This is a genomic window from Parabacteroides sp. D25, assembly GCF_000307475.1.
Classification (GTDB): Bacteria; Bacteroidota; Bacteroidia; order Bacteroidales; family Tannerellaceae; genus Parabacteroides; species Parabacteroides distasonis.
Genome location: NZ_JH976502.1, coordinates 395,422 through 413,685 on the forward strand (window position 1 = coordinate 395,422; position 18,264 = coordinate 413,685).

Annotated in this window: 19 protein-coding genes and 1 pseudogene; 4 read left to right on the forward strand and 16 right to left on the reverse strand. The window is 40.9% G+C overall.

Annotated features, from left to right (window positions below; translation table 11 throughout):
• Positions 1-185 precede the first annotated feature (185 nt).
• From HMPREF0999_RS08575 to HMPREF0999_RS08620, 11 genes are all read right to left on the reverse strand, one after another.
• The gene (locus HMPREF0999_RS08575; protein ID WP_010183926.1) at positions 186-1,130 is read right to left on the reverse strand and encodes a toprim domain-containing protein; all 945 of its coding nucleotides are present in this window, start codon (positions 1,128-1,130) and stop codon (positions 186-188) included.
• A 75-nt stretch (positions 1,131-1,205) separates the two neighbouring features.
• On the reverse strand, positions 1,206-2,321 hold the full coding sequence (locus HMPREF0999_RS08580) for an AAA family ATPase (protein WP_009275718.1): 1,116 nt from the start codon (positions 2,319-2,321) through the stop codon (positions 1,206-1,208).
• Positions 2,299-2,442 carry a hypothetical protein gene (locus tag HMPREF0999_RS22660; protein WP_009275719.1) on the reverse strand — a complete coding sequence of 48 codons (144 nt, stop codon included), beginning with the start codon at positions 2,440-2,442 and terminating at the stop codon, positions 2,299-2,301. Before HMPREF0999_RS22660 ends, HMPREF0999_RS08580 begins: the two co-directional genes overlap by 23 nt.
• 16 nt (positions 2,443-2,458) lie before the next feature.
• The gene (locus HMPREF0999_RS08585; RefSeq protein WP_009275720.1) at positions 2,459-2,788 is read right to left on the reverse strand and encodes a helix-turn-helix domain-containing protein; all 330 of its coding nucleotides are present in this window, start codon (positions 2,786-2,788) and stop codon (positions 2,459-2,461) included.
• Positions 2,789-2,956: 168 nt separating this feature from the next.
• A complete protein-coding gene (locus HMPREF0999_RS08590; RefSeq protein ID WP_004309761.1) occupies positions 2,957-3,682 on the reverse strand; it encodes a hypothetical protein in 726 nt (241 codons plus the stop codon).
• A 214-nt stretch (positions 3,683-3,896) separates the two neighbouring features.
• The gene (locus HMPREF0999_RS08595) at positions 3,897-4,277 is read right to left on the reverse strand and encodes a helix-turn-helix domain-containing protein (RefSeq protein ID WP_008781816.1); all 381 of its coding nucleotides are present in this window, start codon (positions 4,275-4,277) and stop codon (positions 3,897-3,899) included.
• 11 nt (positions 4,278-4,288) lie between these two features.
• Positions 4,289-4,981 (reverse strand): hypothetical protein, encoded by a 693-nt coding sequence (locus HMPREF0999_RS08600; RefSeq protein ID WP_004309762.1) that lies wholly within the window; start codon positions 4,979-4,981, stop codon positions 4,289-4,291.
• A gap of 140 nt (positions 4,982-5,121) precedes the next feature.
• Positions 5,122-6,327 (reverse strand): site-specific integrase, encoded by a 1,206-nt coding sequence (locus tag HMPREF0999_RS08605; protein ID WP_004309763.1) that lies wholly within the window; start codon positions 6,325-6,327, stop codon positions 5,122-5,124.
• 80 nt (positions 6,328-6,407) lie between these two features.
• A complete protein-coding gene (locus HMPREF0999_RS08610; RefSeq protein WP_004309764.1) occupies positions 6,408-7,916 on the reverse strand; it encodes a helix-turn-helix domain-containing protein in 1,509 nt (502 codons plus the stop codon).
• Between the two features lie 314 nt (positions 7,917-8,230).
• On the reverse strand, positions 8,231-9,616 hold the full coding sequence (gene mnmE, locus HMPREF0999_RS08615) for a tRNA uridine-5-carboxymethylaminomethyl(34) synthesis GTPase MnmE (RefSeq protein ID WP_009275722.1): 1,386 nt from the start codon (positions 9,614-9,616) through the stop codon (positions 8,231-8,233).
• 8 nt (positions 9,617-9,624) lie between these two features.
• The gene (locus HMPREF0999_RS08620; protein WP_008773563.1) at positions 9,625-10,743 is read right to left on the reverse strand and encodes a DUF362 domain-containing protein; all 1,119 of its coding nucleotides are present in this window, start codon (positions 10,741-10,743) and stop codon (positions 9,625-9,627) included.
• Between the two features lie 77 nt (positions 10,744-10,820).
• Between HMPREF0999_RS08620 and HMPREF0999_RS08625 the strand changes: the two genes are divergently transcribed.
• Both HMPREF0999_RS08625 and HMPREF0999_RS08630 read left to right on the forward strand, forming a co-directional pair.
• The gene (locus tag HMPREF0999_RS08625; protein WP_009275723.1) at positions 10,821-12,005 is read left to right on the forward strand and encodes an ATP-binding protein; all 1,185 of its coding nucleotides are present in this window, start codon (positions 10,821-10,823) and stop codon (positions 12,003-12,005) included.
• A 21-nt stretch (positions 12,006-12,026) separates the two neighbouring features.
• Complete coding sequence (locus tag HMPREF0999_RS08630) at positions 12,027-12,773, forward strand: nitroreductase family protein (protein WP_009275724.1); 747 nt, start codon at positions 12,027-12,029, stop codon at positions 12,771-12,773.
• Here HMPREF0999_RS08630 and HMPREF0999_RS21845 read toward each other — a convergent pair.
• The 5 genes and pseudogenes from HMPREF0999_RS21845 to HMPREF0999_RS08650 all read right to left on the reverse strand — a co-directional run.
• Positions 12,763-12,906 (reverse strand): annotated as a pseudogene (locus HMPREF0999_RS21845) (ribose-5-phosphate isomerase A); the annotation flags it as partial. The gene HMPREF0999_RS08630 and the pseudogene HMPREF0999_RS21845 overlap by 11 nt on opposite strands.
• 90 nt (positions 12,907-12,996) lie before the next feature.
• Positions 12,997-13,866 (reverse strand): nucleoside phosphorylase, encoded by an 870-nt coding sequence (locus HMPREF0999_RS08635; protein WP_009275727.1) that lies wholly within the window; start codon positions 13,864-13,866, stop codon positions 12,997-12,999.
• Between the two features lie 90 nt (positions 13,867-13,956).
• Complete coding sequence (floA, locus tag HMPREF0999_RS08640; protein WP_008780036.1) at positions 13,957-14,949, reverse strand: flotillin-like protein FloA; 993 nt, start codon at positions 14,947-14,949, stop codon at positions 13,957-13,959.
• A gap of 10 nt (positions 14,950-14,959) precedes the next feature.
• Positions 14,960-15,448 (reverse strand): NfeD family protein, encoded by a 489-nt coding sequence (locus HMPREF0999_RS08645; protein WP_009275728.1) that lies wholly within the window; start codon positions 15,446-15,448, stop codon positions 14,960-14,962.
• 8 nt (positions 15,449-15,456) lie between these two features.
• Positions 15,457-16,905, reverse strand: a complete 1,449-nt coding sequence (locus HMPREF0999_RS08650) for a tetratricopeptide repeat protein (RefSeq protein ID WP_005854363.1) — start codon at positions 16,903-16,905, stop codon at positions 15,457-15,459.
• Positions 16,906-17,018: 113 nt separating this feature from the next.
• Between HMPREF0999_RS08650 and HMPREF0999_RS08655 the strand changes: the two genes are divergently transcribed.
• Together HMPREF0999_RS08655 and HMPREF0999_RS08660 are read left to right on the forward strand one after the other, a co-directional pair.
• Positions 17,019-17,765, forward strand: a complete 747-nt coding sequence (locus HMPREF0999_RS08655; protein ID WP_005854364.1) for a tRNA 2-thiocytidine biosynthesis TtcA family protein — start codon at positions 17,019-17,021, stop codon at positions 17,763-17,765.
• Position 17,766: 1 nt separating this feature from the next.
• Positions 17,767-18,138: a DMT family protein gene (locus HMPREF0999_RS08660; RefSeq protein ID WP_005854365.1), complete on the forward strand. Its 372-nt coding sequence runs from the start codon at positions 17,767-17,769 to the stop codon at positions 18,136-18,138.
• Positions 18,139-18,264 lie beyond the last annotated feature (126 nt).

Sequence of the window (18,264 nt, forward strand, 5' to 3'; positions counted from 1 at the left end):
AAAGGAAATGAGTTTTATGGTATTACGATAAAAATATGCCGATTTGCATTTCAGTATTAACATACATTTGTTTAGAAGTATGATATTCTGATAAAAATCATACTATTAGAATAAAAACATCACAAAAAAGGAGGCTCTCCTGTGGGGAACCTCCTTAAACTAATAGAACAGACTTATTATTTTTGTTACTCCTTTACTATTCCATTGATGACATCGTTCAGATCTTTGAAATTTGGGTATCTGACAGATTCATCAATTACCTTGTCTGAATATTCGTCTTTGATTCTTTTTGTTGTAGCTATACCGGCAGCATCGTTGTCAAGATAACAGTGTACTACATCATATACCTGGAGATATGGAAATGCAGTTTTAATATTGCTGATTGAATTAAGAACAATATAATCACAGTCGTTTTCAACACAAAGTTGTATATCCATCATCCATTTTCTGATACTTACATACGTGAGCATATCAAAGAAACCTTCAAATATGCAGCATTCTGAATGTGATTTACCGTTGGGCTTTATTACGGATATTGTTTTTTTTGCGATACTGCGTTTACAGTATTTGTTTCTGATTTCCATACCACCATCTACATTTTCAAAGGCTATGGCATAATAATGTTTATCATTGATATGATAATGTATTTCCTTACAGAACTCCTGAGCAACCTCGAAGTCAACACGTCTTTGTAAAATATATCTTTTCAAATTGGGATGACTGAGCTTGCTAATACGATCAATGAAAGTAATACTTTTTCTTTCATTACCCTTTTCTGCTATATGGCTCTCATTCCACGCATTTCTTCTTTGTTGTTCTTTGGTCATCGCTTCATAATCTTCAGCATATTTGAGATTATGGTTCTTAATCTGTTGTTCAAGATAAGTAAGTACTTGATGATTATTCCATGAAGGGTGCATCTTCTGAACAAGATTTATAATGTTTCCTCCTGAGCTGGCCCCAAAGTCATTCCAAAGATTTTTTGTAGGACTGACATTGAAAGATGGAGACGATTCTGCTCTAAAAGGAGATAGATACCAGTAATTACCTCGATGGATATAGGCATACTGATAACCTTCCGTTTCAAGGAACTGTACAATACTGACTGATTTTATTTCATCTATGGTCATGGCATATCAATAATGTCTAATTGGGCTTATATAAGTTTAGTATATATATACCCTGTTAAACTTAAACTCATAAACTTACTTTAACGGCAGGAGTGCAGGATGATAATGATAACCGTCTTTGTCTTTGGTAATCAGTTTGCGCTCACAGAAGATTTTAAGCATATCCTTAACTGCATTGTCCCCACGCTTGTAGCCTTCTTGTGCGTAAGCCTGACTGATTGCTTTCACCAGTTCAAGATACCTCTGTGGACTCTCACCTTCAAAAACAGTGCGAAGTACTTTGGCATGTAAGTCATCTGGCAGAGATGTCAAGGGCTTATCTTTGGGTTTGACTACTGTAATATGATAGCCGTCATCCAAGACGGGGAGAGAATTGTCGTCAATGTGAAATGCCCATGAAGAAAACTCCTTGTCTCGCATGTGCATAGGCCTGACTTCACTGATGTTGGAATCCTGTTTGTTCTTGCTGATTATCAGAACTGTTTCAGCCTTGTTTTCAAGTTCGGTACCAATATGACCTCTGGTGTTATTGTCATTCTTGTTAAGATGCAGCACGCAATGGATGTGAAGATTGTACTTGCTTGTCCAGGCCATGAGCATAGTCATCACATCGGTTGATTCTTTGGCATTGTTAATGTCATACATGAGATCTCGTAAGCCGTCGATAATGACCAATCCTACACCCTCAAATGTTCTTAGGGCATAATCTATGAGGGCAATACGGAGAGTAGGAGTGAACTCCCTTAGCCCATAGAACTTGATGCGTTTATCTTCCTTTGTCAGACTCAATCCTGCAAGGCGGTAGATGCGTTCTATCACATTGTGGCAGTGAAACCTACTTTGTTCTGTATCGAAATAGAGGATTTTGCGTTTACCATCAGGAAGACTGGCCCGGTATTTAAGAACCGTTGAATTGTTTACCGCTGCTGCAACCATTGCTGTAATATTAAAAGTTTTCTTGCTCTTTGCTTTACCGGTGGATGCGCTGAAATTACCAAAGGTTGCTATGGTACAATCTCCAACCCATAAAATCTGTGGTGGAACAGGAGGCTTTTCACATGCCTTTATTTCTCCTTGTCTCAGGTAGTTGTCTAATTCCTGGTCGTTGAATGTACTCTTGCTTAGCATTCCGACTTCAAGAGAGCTTTCCACTGAACATTCCTTATCATTACTGTTTTTCCTTCTTATCATGACATAGTTCTTTTTTATTATCATTTTTTGAGGAACTTATGACAACTTCTGACTTTTTCAGTAAAGCAGTCAGTTGAGCATCTGTATAAACCTCCTTTTTATTATGTTTCTTCTTTTTCATTGTAATATTCTATTTATCATTTTTTTTGTTTTGCTGACACTACATGATTCTTACGCATCCATCTCAGGAGTTCTTGTCTATTGAAATAGATGGTTTTCCCTTTGGGCTTAAAATGTGGAATCTGCATATTCATAGTGAGTTTATATATCTGGGATTGTGATATTCCCAAATACTTTGAAGCTTCTTCAGTGGTCAACATTTCTTTAACCACATATAATCTTTCCTCAATCTTTGCAAGACGTTCATTGAGTATTTCTGGATTAATACTATTAAGTTCTCCAATTTTCATTTCCAAGAGTTCTAATCTCTTTTTTAAGATGCTGATTTCAATGTTACTGGTTCCCATTTTCTAATGATTTAATGTTATACAATAGGGAGTACCCCAAAAGCTGAATCGATTCTGGGGTAAATATACTCCTATTGTTATTTTCGCAATTTGAATGTCTCCTGTCAGTTTAAAATGTCAGGGAGAGTGTCAGGGATTTTTCTTTCAATTGCTTTACATTGTTTCACTTCAATACATTTCTTTCAGTTGTTTTACTATATTCACATATTCTTCTTCAGGAAATGTAGCAGTAGTATTCTTTAGTTCTGTAAGACGTGAACTGATTGCTCCACGAGTTGATGGTATCATACTTTTCTGTGGGGCTAACATTTTATTTCTTACTACAAGTGATACCCAATTATATGGAATCATTTTTTGTTGGGAAAGAGAATATAACAGCTGAAGTATATAGCGCAAGTTTGTGGCTATAAGAGTCTTTTTTAATGTACAGTTAAAGAACTTTTCAATAGTATTCTCGTCAACAGGGGTAGTGAAGAAATTCTTTCTATTGGCAAAATCTGTGATAAGTTTAATTTGCTTTCTGTTAAAGGATGCAAGTCCATTGGAGTCCTTTAATATAACTTCCACATGGTTAAACTCATTAAGCATTTTAGAGAAGTCTGTCTTTTCGAATGTAGATTTAGTGAAGTACTTCTCAACAAGATCTTTTCTGTCGGTCAGTAATTCATAAACACAGAAAAGATTTTGGAAATGTTTTCGTATTGCTTCCTCATCAGATGTGAAAACAGGAAGATGATAACTGATTAAGTCATTTACATAGCGATTGTAAATTTTTCTATCATTAATTACTTCAGTTTGATAATGCTTGTAACTGACTTTAAATAAGTCCCAAAGCTCATCTTTGGACAGCTCAATCTCTTGGTTTGTGAAATGATTGTTACATTGTAAATACAAAAAGAGAGAGCAAAGAGTGTTGATTCTTTTTACTCATAAATTAATTTTTTTTGTGTATAAATATTTAATTCTATTTCTATGATCATTTGTTTATATACTATATTGTAATTATCACTGATCACTTTGCTAAGTGCTTTTAAGTGATATATGCAAAAAAAATAGCCTACATTAGATAATCCTTAATGCGGGCTATTTATGAATTCGCATTTCTCTACTATTTCCTTCGACTTGATCTTTTGCTGAGTATTTGATTGATTTCTGCTGTACTGATTGGCTTTTCAGTTTTACAACCAGACTCAACCCATTTGATGAGATCATCCCTGAAAAATGTGTATTTCTTACCTTTCTTGTTGACTGGAATTTGTCCGTTCTGTATATAACAGTACATTGTCGATTTTTTTATTTTGAGAAATTCACAGGCTTCTTTTACATCCATTGGAATGTGTTCAGATGGAGACTTTTGATTAGATTGACGAATCTCTTCATGAAGTATTTCTATGGACTGTTCAAGTAGATCACATTTTTTAAGTATATCTGACATAACTCTTGGTATGTCATTAAAGGTTATCGGATTATCTTCTACGTATTCTTGCATATATAATTCTTTTAATAATGAAACTCGTAACTATCTTTATCAGGAATGTCAATTTCTATTTTACATTTCCCTTTTTGTCTGAGTGTACGCCTGATGCTTTCAATTTCAACGTCATTAAGTTCTTTAGGAAAACAGAGCTTGATGAAGGTAGCTCTGGTTTGTCCACTCCAACCAAGCCGTTCTCCTATATTCCAGGCATAATGTCTGATGTCGAGTGTGTTTAACTGACCATTTGTTAATACAGAATTGATACACGATTCTGGAATCTCGTAAAGTTTAATGTTCTGGCATAGGGTTTCCAGACAATCATCTGTCATGTATGGTGAAAAAACAGTATATGTATACTCCTTGATTGCCTCATATCTGTTAACCTCCAAATGGTCCTGTTTATTTTTATAAATCTCACGCATAATCTCTGCTTTATTCTTTTCTGAAGTAGCAGGTTGTAGAGAAGTGATGCTATTATTAATGATTATGCGCTTCTCAGTATGTAACCTGTACAGGACAGTTATTATACAAACTAATAAAGATAATAAAATGAGGTATAACAAAATCGGCAATGGGGATAACATTAGGTTATTATTTTCTGTTGCATTAGTGCTTGTGACTACCCTGATAATATATGGAGCGGTCACAAACAGAATAATGGTAATAATGTTTGAAATGAGAAGTATCAGTAAATTCTCTCTTATCTTTTTTGTCATTGCAATTGGTTTTTATCGTATTACTTTATTGCAAATTTATAGATAAACTTACTAATTGATACTAGTTGTTACTAATAAAATCTCTCTAGAAAACATTATTTATGTTTCAGTGTTTCAATGATTTACGCTACTATTTATTGTCACTTTTTTGATTTTCCTTTCTCTTTCTTTCTCTTGGTTTCTGCATTAACATTTATGTTTTCATTTTCTTGCATTTCCATTTTTACATTTGTTAACCTAATTCTATCAGCTGCTTCTCGTGTTTTCGGATCAGCATGTGAAGCATAGATTTGAGTGGTACTTACATTCTTGTGATTAAGGAGATGTTGTACTGTGTAAATATCAGTTCCAAGTTCAAGCTGTAAGGATGCGTAAGTATGTCTGAAACAGTGAAAGGTAATATGTTTTTTTATTCCACATTCCTTAATCCAATCTTGCATGACTCTATATGTCATAGTACGATTAAATCCTGAAAAAATATATTTATCTGTTGTTTGTGGCTGAATTAGTTCATAAGCATCATCACCGATTGGAACCTGTGTCTGACGCTGAGTCTTTACACATTTAAAATCAAGATAATGTCCGCCATCTGCATATGTTTGGATATTTTCCCATTTTAAATTGAGTATATCACTTATACGTAATCCACTCAAACAGGAAAATATAGCGGCTTTTCTTACTACTGGAACTGAACATTCTGAGTTGTATAGTTTTCTGACTTCCTCCAGTGAAAGGCTTTGCTTGACTGGTATTGTGCATGGAATATTATCCAAAAGGGATGCTATGTTATCTACAAGTCTTCTTTCCCTATAGGCTTTAGTTAAAACTTGTTTGAAGATATTCCAATATGCTGAAGCTGTATTTCGTGATATAGGCTTGTTAACCATGACTTTGCCTCTTGCTGATACTTTCGTGTCTAAGAGATATTCTTTATACTTGTTACAGAATACGGTATCAAGCATTTCAAATGTACATTTGTTGTGGCAGAACCTGCTGAAATGTTTATAGGCTGCATCACACTTCGCAAAGTTTCTGTTGACAATATTCTTGAAGTATGCAAGAAAGTCCTCCTTTAGACGGTCCTGGTTAAAGAAGTCATATTTCTCATTAATTACCTCTATGAATACCTTACACCGAATAGCTTCAGCTTTTGCCAGAATAGCTTCATTATACTTTTTCTGTTGTGTAGAAATGGGGTTGGCATATATATACATGCCAAGCGAACGACGACGAATCAGTTCCATTGTTTCAGGATTTCTATAGCCTGGCCAAAAGTCCAGAAATAATGATTTAGTACCATTTCGTCTATCTCGCATACGGAGAGTTACTGATTTACAATACTGCATATTATTTGTTTTTATAGTTTTATGTCTCAAAATTCTCGAATGATATATTGCTGACATCGGTAAATTGAAAGTAAATATCACTATATATCAATATTTGCTATAAAATCATCTTCTGAGAACCGTTTTTCCATTAACCGGTCAAATTCTTCTTTTCTAAAAAAGATGAATTTCTGCTTCTTTACTCTGGTGAGCTTATAGTGATTGACGTAATAGAAGACAAGTGAATTTGTAAGATTATATTTCTTTGTAGCTTCTTCTACGGAATAATACCTGTCTCTACCAACAAAATATCCATTCTTTATTTCCTCTATGTGTTGTTTGGAATAATAGGTACTACCATACTCAACCTTTGCTGGAATCTTATGTCTATGAATAAAAGAGCGTACACCATCTGCTGTCATTTTAAATGTTGTACGCATTTCCTCTGGCGTTATCCAGTCTGTGATTTCTGCATACTTATTCTTTTTGTTGTATAACAGGTCAATGGATCCCTTCTCATAGAAATTAAATCCTTTCAGTGCTATCTTAGGTATGTTGTTCTCTCTTGTTATAACTCCAGCATGCTTTATTGATATTTTAAACATCTCTGCTACCTCATCAGTAGAATAGTATCCTTCAGGAGTTGCTGGACAGATTTTTTCCTGTTGCTTTGCCGTGAAAACAACCTTTTCTTCACCATTTGACTTTATTAGTGGAGTTGAATTTTGAAGACGTTGATGCATGATATTATCAAAATCCGTCCGATAAATCATGGTGAATTTTCCACGCTTTTCAGTCTTAATGCTATAGGTCTTTAGAGTATAACTTACCTGATCTTTAGTTATGCCATACTTTTGCATAGCTTCTTCATAAGAGTACCAGTCAGGATCAATTTCATCGGTCTTGTGTTTTATACAATCTATATGAACCTTAGAATAATAAGACCTGCCATTTCTCTTTACCCTGGGAACCGCATGGTATTTTACAAAACAAAGAGCCGCACCCTGAGTCATATTGTACATTTCCATGATTTGACTCAATGTGTAATAGTTATCAATGTCTATGACATCAAGAAGCTCAGAGAAATTTGCGTCAATAAGCTTTTTACTGTAGAAAGTATTACGCCCTTCGTAAACTTTAGGGATGCCTAATCTGTCACAACGTCCCCATACAGCTTTACGTCCAATTTTATACTTATCCATAATCTCTTGTAGGGTATAGTATTCTTGTTCTTGCTTACGCTTGTAACTTCTTTTTCTATAAGGTCCTGCATCCTCAAAGTATTTGTCAAGATCCTCACGACGGACAAGGGTTTTTCTACGTATTCTCACTGCCTTGATGATTCCGGAATAGAAACATCTATACACAGTGCTAACACTCATATCAAGTAATAAGGCAACATCTGAGGGTGTCAAAAATGGTCGTGAAGCAACTGCATCTCTTTCTTTATCAAGAGCTGCTTCTTTTTCACTTTCCCGGACACTTTTTTTACGTTTTGCTTCACGTTTGCGAGATGCGTCACGTTCGCACTCTCTACAGCAGTATTTATTTGACATCTTGGATGCAATAAACTCTGCTCCACATGTTAAACATTTCTTTAATATCTTCATCTTTTTGGCATGTTAAAATCGTCCATTTCCTTTGCAGCAATTTTCAGGTATTTGCAGGAATTTTCACGAGGTGTCCAACATGTCAACGGGCGCACATTTATCACTTTTGCAGTTTTTGCATAAGGTGCCATATATGTCATTTTCCCATTGCCATTTGGTCGCAAAATTTAGGGATAGGAACGATATTTGAGCCAAATTTACCCTTAAAAACTGGTTGTAACAAGTTTCAAATGGAAAGTGTTAAAATGAAAAAAGCCACCAAAACGGTGGCTTTCAGACAGTTAGCGATATATTGTAATATTGTTGATAATCAGCTACTTACCGATGCAAAAATACCGAAATATATTCTGCAACACCTGATCCGTCGTAACCTCTCCTACGATATCCGATAAATGGAATATACACTCCCGTAAATCTTGCGAGATGAAATCCCCGGAAAGGCTGGAGTTCAAACCTTCTTGTACCCTATGTATAGCTTCCAGCGCATGCGTAAGCGCCTCGAAGTGGCGGGCATTCGTTACGATGATGTCGCTTTGGTGGAGGGTGGGGATGGAAGATACTTCCGTGAGGAGTTGTTGTAGCTCTGCGATATGCAGCTTGCCTTTGGCGGAAATAGCGATTTGATGCCAGCCTTCGGTGGGGAAAGAGAAGGTTGGGAGAGAGGATGTGGGTAATACATCGCATTTGTTCATCGCTAAGATAACAGACTTATTCGTTAATCTCGGAGCTATTTCTTGATAGAAAGCCTCGAAATCCTTGAGGTCACGGGTTAAGTCGTACATGAGGATGACGATTTGCGCTTGGTCTAGAGCCTTGAAACTACGTTCAATACCGAGAGCTTCGATCGCATCGCTTGTTTCACGGATACCGGCGGTGTCGATGAAACGGAAGAGCTGGCCGTTGATATTGATCGTATCCTCGATAACGTCACGGGTCGTTCCGTGGATGTCGCTGACGATCGCTTTATCCTCGTTCAACAAGGCGTTTAGTAAAGTAGATTTGCCGGCATTCGTCTCACCGATGATGGCGACGGGAATACCGTTTTTGATAGCGTTACCTACGCTGAAAGATTGGGCGAGTTTGGAGATGACCTGTTCGATATGATCCGCAAGCGTGCGAAGCTCGCTACGATCAGCGAACTCTAATTCCTCATGGTCACTGAAATCCAGTTCCAATTCCATGAGAGAGGTGAAATGGAGCAGTTGGTTTCGAAGTTCGGCGAGTTCCCTACTGAAACCACCTCGCATCTGGCTTAGAGCCAAACGATGTTGGCCGGTCGAAGTGGAGGCGATTAAATCCGCAACGGCCTCCGCTTGGCTAAGGTCCATCTTGCCATTCATGAAAGCACGTTGCGTATATTCACCCGGTTGCGCTATACGGCATCCGCTGGAGATAAGGGATTGCAGGATTTGTTGTTGGATATACGTCGAGCCGTGGCAGGTGATTTCCACCGTATCTTCCCCCGTGAAAGAATGGGGGGCACGGAAAACAGCGGCGATCACCTCATCTATGGTTTCGTCATTGTTACCGACGATGGAACCATACGTTAAGGTATAAGCCTTTTGGGTAGATAAACTCTTACCTGCCTTCTTCGGCCGGAATATCCGATCACAAATCTTGAAAGCATCCGGCCCGGAGACACGGACCACTGCGATTCCTCCTACTCCCGGAGCTGTAGATATAGCGCAAATTGTACTCATTCCGTCTATTAAACCGTTATTAATTCATACGCTTGAGAACCCAGTCCGATTTCCTCCGCATAACGTAGGCCGGCTTGCCAGTTCGTATCCGGATGAATCAAATGGAATTTATCCTCTCCCTCAAGGTGTTCGTGAGGATGAGTCTCGGCTAATTTATTACCTCCGATGATAGGAGCGTTGATAACCATATCGGCGCAAGCCTTATCCAAGGCCACCGGATCGAAAGACGCGGCGATCCCCAAATCAGGGATGATGGCGGCATCGTTATGATTCCAGCAATCGCATTCCGGAGATACGTTCATGATAAAACTAACATGGAAATGAGGCTTGTCTGCTAATACGGCTTTCGTGTACTCGTCGATCTTGTAATTCAATCGCTCGGAAGTATCACCTTCGCCCATTACGGCACCGTCGTACTGGCAAAGAGCCACACATTGCCCGCAACCTACACAACGCTCGTAATCAATTTCGGCCTTTCGGTTGTTATTCAAATGGATGGCATCGTGAGCGCAGTGCTTTACACAGATGTTACAGCCTTTACAAGCCTCCGTATCGATACGGGGTTGTGAGGCACAATGTAATTCCAGTTTACCGCCTACGCTGGCGCATCCCATCCCGAGGTTTTTCAGCGCACCGCCGAAACCGGCTTGCTCGTGACCTTTGAAATGGTTCATGGAAATGATGATATCGGCATCGGCGATAGCGGCACCTATTTTCGGGGCCTTGCAATATTGCCCGTCAATCTCGATTTCCCGGTAGTCCGTACCTTTCACGCCATCGGCGATGATAACGTTGCAACCGGCGGACATGGGATTGAACCCATTTTCCATGGCGCTTTGAAGATGATCGACAGCGTTGGAGCGGCGGCCCGAGTATAAGGTGTTGCAATCGGTAAGGAACGGTTTCGCGCCTAATTCACGTAACAGGCTCACCAAGCGAGCGGCGTAATTAGGACGAATGTATGCCAAATTCCCCGGTTCGCCAAAGTGGATCTTAATGGCTACAAATTGATTTTTGAAGTCGATATTGGCGATACCGGCACGTTTTACCAGACGTTCCATCTTATCCAGCAGGTTGCTGCTGGGGGTCGTGCGTAAATTAGTAAAGTAGACTTTGGATGTATTCATCTTTTTATTGGTTTAGTGTTGACAAAGGTACGAAAAACACGGAACATTTTTTATATTCGCGTAAAACAGATTTGTATATGGACTTGCTTCAGCGGAATCATCAGCTATTGTTGAAAGGAATAAATTGTACATTCCTGCGTTATTTGCATGCACGGATAGAGTGGGAGGATCGGTTAATCGGCATCTTCGGCTCTCGAGGGGTTGGTAAGACTACCTTGTTGTTACAGCATATTAAGTTGAAATTTGAAGATTCACGGGAAGCCCTGTATGTGAATCTGGATGATTTCTGGTTTGAGACACATTCATTGACCGATGCGGTTAAGGAGTTCCTGCAAGCCGGGGGGCATTATTTGTTTTTGGATGAGATCCATTTCTATTCGGGCTGGATGGAAGAGGTCTCAACTTTATTGGATGCCAACCCCGCCTTAAAGATTGTTTTCGCTACCACTTCTTTGTACTCGCAGACAGAGGTGCGGAACGGGTTAAGGCATGAGGCTGCTTTTTATACCATGCATCCGATGTCGTTCCGTGAATTCCTTTCTTACGAAAGCATTCTGGATAAAGATCCCATTCCGTTGGAGGATATCTTAGCGAACCATCATGATTTGGTGAAGGAGATCAATGCGGAGATGAATATTGTGCCGATTTACCGGAACTATCTGGAACATGGATGTTATCCTTTTTATTGGCAAGACCCGGATATGTATTATTTCCGTCTGCAAGAATTAGTGAGAAAAGAGATTTGCCGGGATTTGCCTTCGGTGGTTTCTATTTCGATGAGTAATCTGGAACGAGCTCAAAAATATTTTATGATGGTGGCTGAGTCGGCTCCTTTACGTCCGAAATCGATTGATGTAACCCGTAAGATAAATATGCTTCGTCAGCAAAGCGATAGCCTGTTGCGTTTCTTCCATGATATGAGGCTTATTTATTACTCGGCAGACCAACTGGGAACCACTCCGGCCAAGCAGAAAGTCTTTATGGGGGATACCAACTTGCTGATCTCTTTTTTCGGAGATAAGGAGAATCGGCAATTGATGTGTGAAACCTATTTCTTAAGCCAGATGCGTTCCGTGGCGAACGTGGAATTCATGGCGAACGGGGATTTCTTGATTGGCGGTAAATATATCTTCGCCGTAGGTGATCCCTTAAGGGGATATGATCGTCTCCGCTTCGTACCCGACGCTTATGCGGCTATCTACGGGTTACCGAAAAGCGTGTTTAACCGTATGCCGGCATGGATATTAGGATTTAGTTATTGAGAATTTAAAAATAGGATTGCTATGTTAGAATGCATGAAGAATAGAAGAAGTATCCGTAAATATACGGATCAGGATATCCCGGAGTCTTTGCTGAATGAATTATTGGAAGTGGCTACTCGTGCCTCGAATACAGGAAATATGCAATTGTATAGTGTCGTGGTTACCCGCGACCCTGCGAACAAGGAGAAACTGGCTCCGGCTCATTTTAACCAGCCGATGATTACGGGGGCGCCTGTCGTACTTACTTTTTGTGCGGACGCGAACCGTTTTGTTAAATGGGCGGAGTGCAGGAAAGCGGAGGCCGGATTCGACAATTTGCAAACGTTTATCGCTTCGACGATAGATGCGATGTTGTTCGCCCAGAGTTTCTGTAATGCCGCTGAGGAAAAAGGCTTAGGCATTTGCTATCTGGGTACGACGGCTTATAATGCGGACCAGATCATTGAGGCGCTTTCTCTTCCCCGTCTGGTTGTCCCGATCGTTACGGTTACGGTGGGTTATCCGGCAGAGCCTATACCCGCTCAAGTAGAACGTTTACCATTGGCGGCTGTGGTACAAAACGAGACTTATACGGACTTTACTCCGGCTTCCATCGATGCCTTGTATAGAGAGAAAGAGGCATTAGAGGTGAATAAGCAGTTTGTAAGGGAGAATAATAAGGAAACACTGGCGCAGGTCTTTACGGACGTACGCTATACGAAGAAAAATAGTGAACATTTCTCCGAGGTGCTCTTGAAGGTATTGAAACAACAAGGATTCATGAAGTAAGCCCTAATACTTCTACCTTATAGTTCATAAAGAGTCCACTCTCGAGTACGCCCGTAATCGACTTGAGAGTGGATTCTGTATTTTCAGGGATATAGTCCATCCATATGTCTAGGATCATATTGCCATTCTCGGTATTTTTATTTTATCTTCCTTATGGGAGATCTGATTCCCCCATTCCAACGTATTGATTAGCGAATGATCCCACTTCATAGTCTTGATATTATTATATACGGTCTAATACAGTTTCAATCAGTTTCTCCAAAGAACCTTTATAATCCGTATTCATATGATTATCCACACGTCCGGCGATAATACAGCATACGGTCATTGCCCGGTGTCCCATAAGGGCGGCCAGACCTGCTAAAGAGGAGCTCTCCATCTCGAAGTTCGTAATCTTTCGCCCGTTGTAATCGAAAGCCTCTATTTTCCGGTTCAATTCCGGATCGGTCAAGGGCAATCGGAGCTCACGTCCTTGCGGCCCGTAGAAGCCATTGGCTGCGATAGTCGTTCCCCGGATAATATCATTACGGGTGATTTGCTCGATCAACGATGGATCTGCCGATACGACATAAGGCCATATGCCGCTAAGCCGCCAATCAAGCTGCTTTATTAATTCAGACTCCAAGTCCGCGTCACGAACGGTATTACTATTTGCGTAGAAATAAATGACCCCGTCGAATCCGATCGATTTCTCCGCTGCCACATAAGTCCCGATCGGGACAAATGGCTGTAACCCTCCGGAAGTCCCGATACGAACCAGGGAAAGTTGCTTGAATTCCGGCTTGATCGTACGGGTTGAGAAGTCTATATTAGCGAGAGCGTCTAGCTCATTTAATACGATATCGATATTATCTGTGCCGATGCCATGGGATACAACCGTGATACGTTTTCCCTTGTACTGGCCCGTGATGGTATGAAACTCCCGGCTGGAAACCTCACATTCCTGAGAATCAAAATAGGAAGCGACGGTTGTAACCCGTGCGGGATCACCAACAAGTACCACACGATCCGCAAGTTGCTCCGGTTTTAAATGCAGATGGAAAACACTGCCATCTGAATGGATCGCTAATTCTGAAGCGGGGATTGTTCTCATATTCAATCAGATAATTAAGTTTATATTATAATCATGAAAGGGCAAGGTATGAACCCTGCCCTTGGAGATAGTTCTATTTATATAACTATTTTAGTCCTTTAATGGTTTTGATGGAGCACCGGTCGGTTTAGCTATCGCTTCACGCATAGAAGTGTCCGCCTCGATGTTCTTCATCTTGTAATAGTCCATTACGCCTAGGTTTCCTGTGCGGAAAGCGTCTGCCATTGCCTTGGGAACTTCCGCTTCTGCCTCGATCACCTTGGCACGGGCTTCTTGAGCTTTCGCCTTCATCTCTTGCTCGAGGGCGACAGCCATCGCACGACGTTCCTCGGCTTTCGCCTGAGCGATATTCTTATCCGCTTGAGCTTGGTCCATTTGCAAGAAAGCGCCGATGTTCTTACCTATATCGATATCGGCGATATCGATGGAAAGGATTTCGAAAGCTGTTCCGGCGTCAAGCCCTTTGCGAAGCACTAATTTTGAGATGGAATCCGGATTTTCCAATACAGTCTTATGGCTTTCGGATGAACCAATGGAAGATACGATACCTTCACCTACACGGGCTAAGATCGTCTCTTCTCCTGCACCACCCACTAATTGCTTGATATTCGCACGAACGGTGACACGTGCCTTGGCGATTAACTGGATTCCGTCTTTCGCAACCGCTGTTACCGGAGGGGTATCGATCACTTTCGGATTTACCGACATTTGTACAGCCTCGAATACGTCACGTCCGGCCAAGTCGATAGCGGTAGCCATCTGGAAAGGAAGGTCGATATTCGCTTTTGAAGCGGAAACCAGCGCATGCACTACTTTCTCGACATGTCCACCCGCTAAATAGTGCGCTTCCAGCTCGTCGCGTGTAAGCGTCTTTATTCCTGCCTTATGCGCTTCGATCATCGCACGAGTGATGATGTAGGGAGGAACTTTTCGGATACGCATCAAGAATAACTGGATCAAGGAGATATTGACTCCTGATACTTTGGCCGAGATCCATAACAGGAACGGCACATAATAGAAAAAGATTGCCAGCAGAAGTACTGCGGCCCCCAATAGGATAAGTGGCAAAAAGGTTATTTCCATATATAAAAAATTAAGCGTGAATATTTGTTTCTTCTTTAGGACGGACAATTACGTTGTAACTGTCTACCCTGATCACTACGATCGGCGTGTTCTCATCGATTAATTCGTCTTGAGATTTCGCTTCCACGTTAATACCTTTAATCCGGGCCTTGCCGATAGGGGCTAAGCGTGAGAGCGTGATCCCCTCGTCTCCGGGTTCTATTCCGAGATCCCTGCTGGATGTCAGCTTGGAATCGATATCTGTCTTTAAAGCGATCTTGTTAAAAGACCGGGAACGCAATAACCAAGCGAAGATTATTCCGAATGTAATGATTGATAAGGATAAAGTCAGATGCCCTACCCATATACCTACCGTATAAGCGAAAACGACTCCGCCGATAGCGAAAATAGCCCCGCCTATACCCGCAAGTGTTATTCCCGGAAGAAGGAATATCTCCGCCAGTATCAGTAGGATGGCCGCTACCATGAGGAAGACGATGATGGCTATGTCCAGTAGCATAGTTCTTCTTATTTATGGTTGTTTCTTAGGTATACGATCTCTGCGTTACGTGCCTTTTTCTCCCATTCGTCCGGTTGGCCGAGCAGGTTGTTTAATTTTTCTTCCGCATCAAGAATCGTAGGCTTCAGTTGTTCTCGCTTCGCCTTGTTCCCTTTGATGTAGCTGGCTCGTAAGCTCTCTAGTTTCTCATTTAACTCCTTGATCTGTTTATGGATGGAAACTACTTTCTCGTAGTAGTTCTTCGCTTCCGGACTTTGGATATCGTCCAAGGTGTAATAAACGATATCATTATGGATCGGGAACGTGAAATCTTTCTTTATCTCTATACGTCCGTAAGGAATCTCGGTATGAGCTAAATGAATAAGCTCTTCGTAATTCGATCCGGGTTTCCATGAATCCTTGATCGAGGCAATAGAGGCCCGGGCACGTTTTAGTTCGATATCCTCGCTATCTACTCGCTCGCGGTTGTCATTCGGAATGAATAGGTATACACAAACTTTTCCTTCCGGTTGATAGCGGTCGGAAACGAACCATCCCAATTGCTTAGCTTCGTCGATCACCATCATGTAATCGTTAAACGGGGAGTTATAGGGCATGCCCAATTGCTCCGGTGTAAGATAAGTATCGGAATTGATGTTGTAACGAGTGACGAATAAATCATATCCGCCCAGAGAGCCGTTCCCTTTGGATGCGTAATAAATCGTTACGCCATCGGATAGCACGAATGGATACCCATCGTCGGCGTCACTATTGATATTCATTGGTAACTGTTTCTCGTCTCCCCATTGATCCATGAGCTTGGATTGGGTAAAAAGACAATTGTGGTTACCGTCTGTCGAGTGGGCGTAATAAATCTTATCCCCCTTCTGGTTCATGTATACCGACGAGTTGCCCGGGTCGTTAGTCTGGAAGAAATCTTGGTAAGTGGTCAACGTACCGCTTTCCTCGCTTAAGGTATAGGCTGATAAGAAATCATCTTTATCAACGACCAAGCTATCGATAATCTGGACATTCTCTACCTTATCAAGCATACGGCTTGCTTTGTTCGCCAAGTCCATACGGATCTGGTAAGGTTCCACATCTTGTTTCTTTTTTGTTAGGAGGGTGATGTATTCGTCGAACATCTCCTCGGCTTCGTTAAAACGATAGGTCTGGTAGTATACTTCTCCAAGGTATCGATAAGCGTCTTGTACCCTACGCTTTACGGCGACCTTAAGATGTTTCTCCGCTCCTGCTAAATCTCCGGTCTCGAAACAGCAAACACCATACCATTGATTATAAGAGGCATTGCTTGGCGCTTGTTTCACTAGTTTCTCGAACACAGGTTTGGCTTCTGCGTATTTCCCGTCGTTATATAATTTTTTTGCCTGATCAAGACTTTGCGCATGTAGTTGCATTCCTCCGCATATGAGTGTAACTCCTAGCGTATAAAGCAGCTTTTTGGATAACCGTTTCATTTTGTCTATTCTAGATTATATATAGTTATGCAGTTTCAAAGATAAGAATATTTTTGTAGAGGCATACAAATCGAAAAGATAAATATATAATTTTGCGCCCGTAAAGGAAGTATATGGCAAAATTGACAGAGGACGAACGTTTGTTTCGCAAGATAGAGGATAAGATAAAGAGAGCGATTTTCGACTATGGCTTGATCAATGATGGCGACCGGATCTTGGTCGGGTTGTCCGGAGGAAAAGATTCCTTGGCCTTGGTGGATTTACTGGGGCGCAGGTCGAAAATCTATTGTCCTCGGTTTGAGGTCGTGGTAGCACATATCGTGATGACGAATATCCCTTATTGTTCGGATCGGGAATATCTTAGAAGTTGCGCAGAGGAGCATGATTTGCCTTTCATTGTCCATGAGACAAGTTTCGATCCTTCTACGGACACTCGCAAATCCCCCTGCTTTTTATGCTCTTGGACTCGCCGGAAAGCTTTGTTTGAGATCGCTAAGGCTCATAAATGCAATAAGATCGCTTTAGGCCATCATCAAGATGATATCCTTGAGACGCTGTTGATGAACCTGACCCACCAAGGGGCTTTCGGGACAATGCCTCCCCGGTTGAGAATGGATAAGTTTGATATGGAGATTATCCGTCCGATGTGTCTGGTGGAAGAGAGGGAGTTGATTCAGGTCGCCGCATGGAAAGGGTACCGGAAACAATTGAAGAACTGTCCTTATGAGTCGGGTTCCAGTCGTTCGGATATGAAAGAGCTGCTGAGAAGTCTGGAAGCGATCAATCCGGAGGCTCGTTACAGTCTTTGGGGGAGCATGACGAATATACAAGAAGATTATTTACCTCGAAAAATAAGATAATATGCAAAGTGTTTATACGATTTTATTGTTGATCGTGTCTAATATTTTTATGACATGCGCTTGGTATGGTCATTTGAAGATGAAGCAACAGTTTAGCTGGTTCGAGCATCTTCCTTTGTTTGGCGTAATCCTGTTTAGTTGGTTTCTCGCTTTTTTTGAGTATTGTTTCCAAGTACCGGCGAATCGCATCGGTTTCCGGGATAACGGGGGGCCGTTCAACTTGATTCAATTGAAAGTGATCCAAGAGGTGATTACGTTGGTGGTATTCGTGGCCTTCAGTACCATCGCTTTTAAGGGGGAGTCGTTTAAATGGAACCATGCGCTTGCTTTCGTATTCTTGGTAGCGGCGGTTTATCTGGTTTTCAAGAAATAAAGTCGTTGCGTTTGGCTTTGATAATCAGCGGAATACCTTGATGCCTATTGTAAGATGCTTACAATGCCTATTCAAGCATGTTTATAATGCCCATTGTAAACACCTTATAATGGGCATTGTTAAAAC

What these genes read in the sequence shown, in the direction of transcription:
- HMPREF0999_RS08575 (WP_010183926.1), bottom strand. Translation starts at nt 1,130, where the DNA reads ATGACCATAGATGAAATAAAATCAGTCAGTATTGTACAGTTCCTTGAA.
- HMPREF0999_RS08580 (WP_009275718.1), bottom strand. Translation starts at nt 2,321, where the DNA reads ATGATAAGAAGGAAAAACAGTAATGATAAGGAATGTTCAGTGGAAAGC.
- HMPREF0999_RS22660 (WP_009275719.1), bottom strand. Translation starts at nt 2,442, where the DNA reads ATGAAAAAGAAGAAACATAATAAAAAGGAGGTTTATACAGATGCTCAA.
- HMPREF0999_RS08585 (WP_009275720.1), bottom strand. Translation starts at nt 2,788, where the DNA reads ATGGGAACCAGTAACATTGAAATCAGCATCTTAAAAAAGAGATTAGAA.
- HMPREF0999_RS08595 (WP_008781816.1), bottom strand. Translation starts at nt 4,277, where the DNA reads ATGCAAGAATACGTAGAAGATAATCCGATAACCTTTAATGACATACCA.
- HMPREF0999_RS08600 (WP_004309762.1), bottom strand. Translation starts at nt 4,981, where the DNA reads ATGACAAAAAAGATAAGAGAGAATTTACTGATACTTCTCATTTCAAAC.
- HMPREF0999_RS08605 (WP_004309763.1), bottom strand. Translation starts at nt 6,327, where the DNA reads ATGCAGTATTGTAAATCAGTAACTCTCCGTATGCGAGATAGACGAAAT.
- HMPREF0999_RS08610 (WP_004309764.1), bottom strand. Translation starts at nt 7,916, where the DNA reads ATGAAGATATTAAAGAAATGTTTAACATGTGGAGCAGAGTTTATTGCA.
- mnmE (WP_009275722.1), bottom strand. Translation starts at nt 9,616, where the DNA reads ATGAGTACAATTTGCGCTATATCTACAGCTCCGGGAGTAGGAGGAATC.
- HMPREF0999_RS08620 (WP_008773563.1), bottom strand. Translation starts at nt 10,743, where the DNA reads ATGAATACATCCAAAGTCTACTTTACTAATTTACGCACGACCCCCAGC.
- HMPREF0999_RS08625 (WP_009275723.1), top strand. Translation starts at nt 10,821, where the DNA reads ATGGACTTGCTTCAGCGGAATCATCAGCTATTGTTGAAAGGAATAAAT.
- HMPREF0999_RS08630 (WP_009275724.1), top strand. Translation starts at nt 12,027, where the DNA reads ATGTTAGAATGCATGAAGAATAGAAGAAGTATCCGTAAATATACGGAT.
- HMPREF0999_RS08635 (WP_009275727.1), bottom strand. Translation starts at nt 13,866, where the DNA reads ATGAGAACAATCCCCGCTTCAGAATTAGCGATCCATTCAGATGGCAGT.
- floA (WP_008780036.1), bottom strand. Translation starts at nt 14,949, where the DNA reads ATGGAAATAACCTTTTTGCCACTTATCCTATTGGGGGCCGCAGTACTT.
- HMPREF0999_RS08645 (WP_009275728.1), bottom strand. Translation starts at nt 15,448, where the DNA reads ATGCTACTGGACATAGCCATCATCGTCTTCCTCATGGTAGCGGCCATC.
- HMPREF0999_RS08650 (WP_005854363.1), bottom strand. Translation starts at nt 16,905, where the DNA reads ATGAAACGGTTATCCAAAAAGCTGCTTTATACGCTAGGAGTTACACTC.
- HMPREF0999_RS08655 (WP_005854364.1), top strand. Translation starts at nt 17,019, where the DNA reads ATGGCAAAATTGACAGAGGACGAACGTTTGTTTCGCAAGATAGAGGAT.
- HMPREF0999_RS08660 (WP_005854365.1), top strand. Translation starts at nt 17,767, where the DNA reads ATGCAAAGTGTTTATACGATTTTATTGTTGATCGTGTCTAATATTTTT.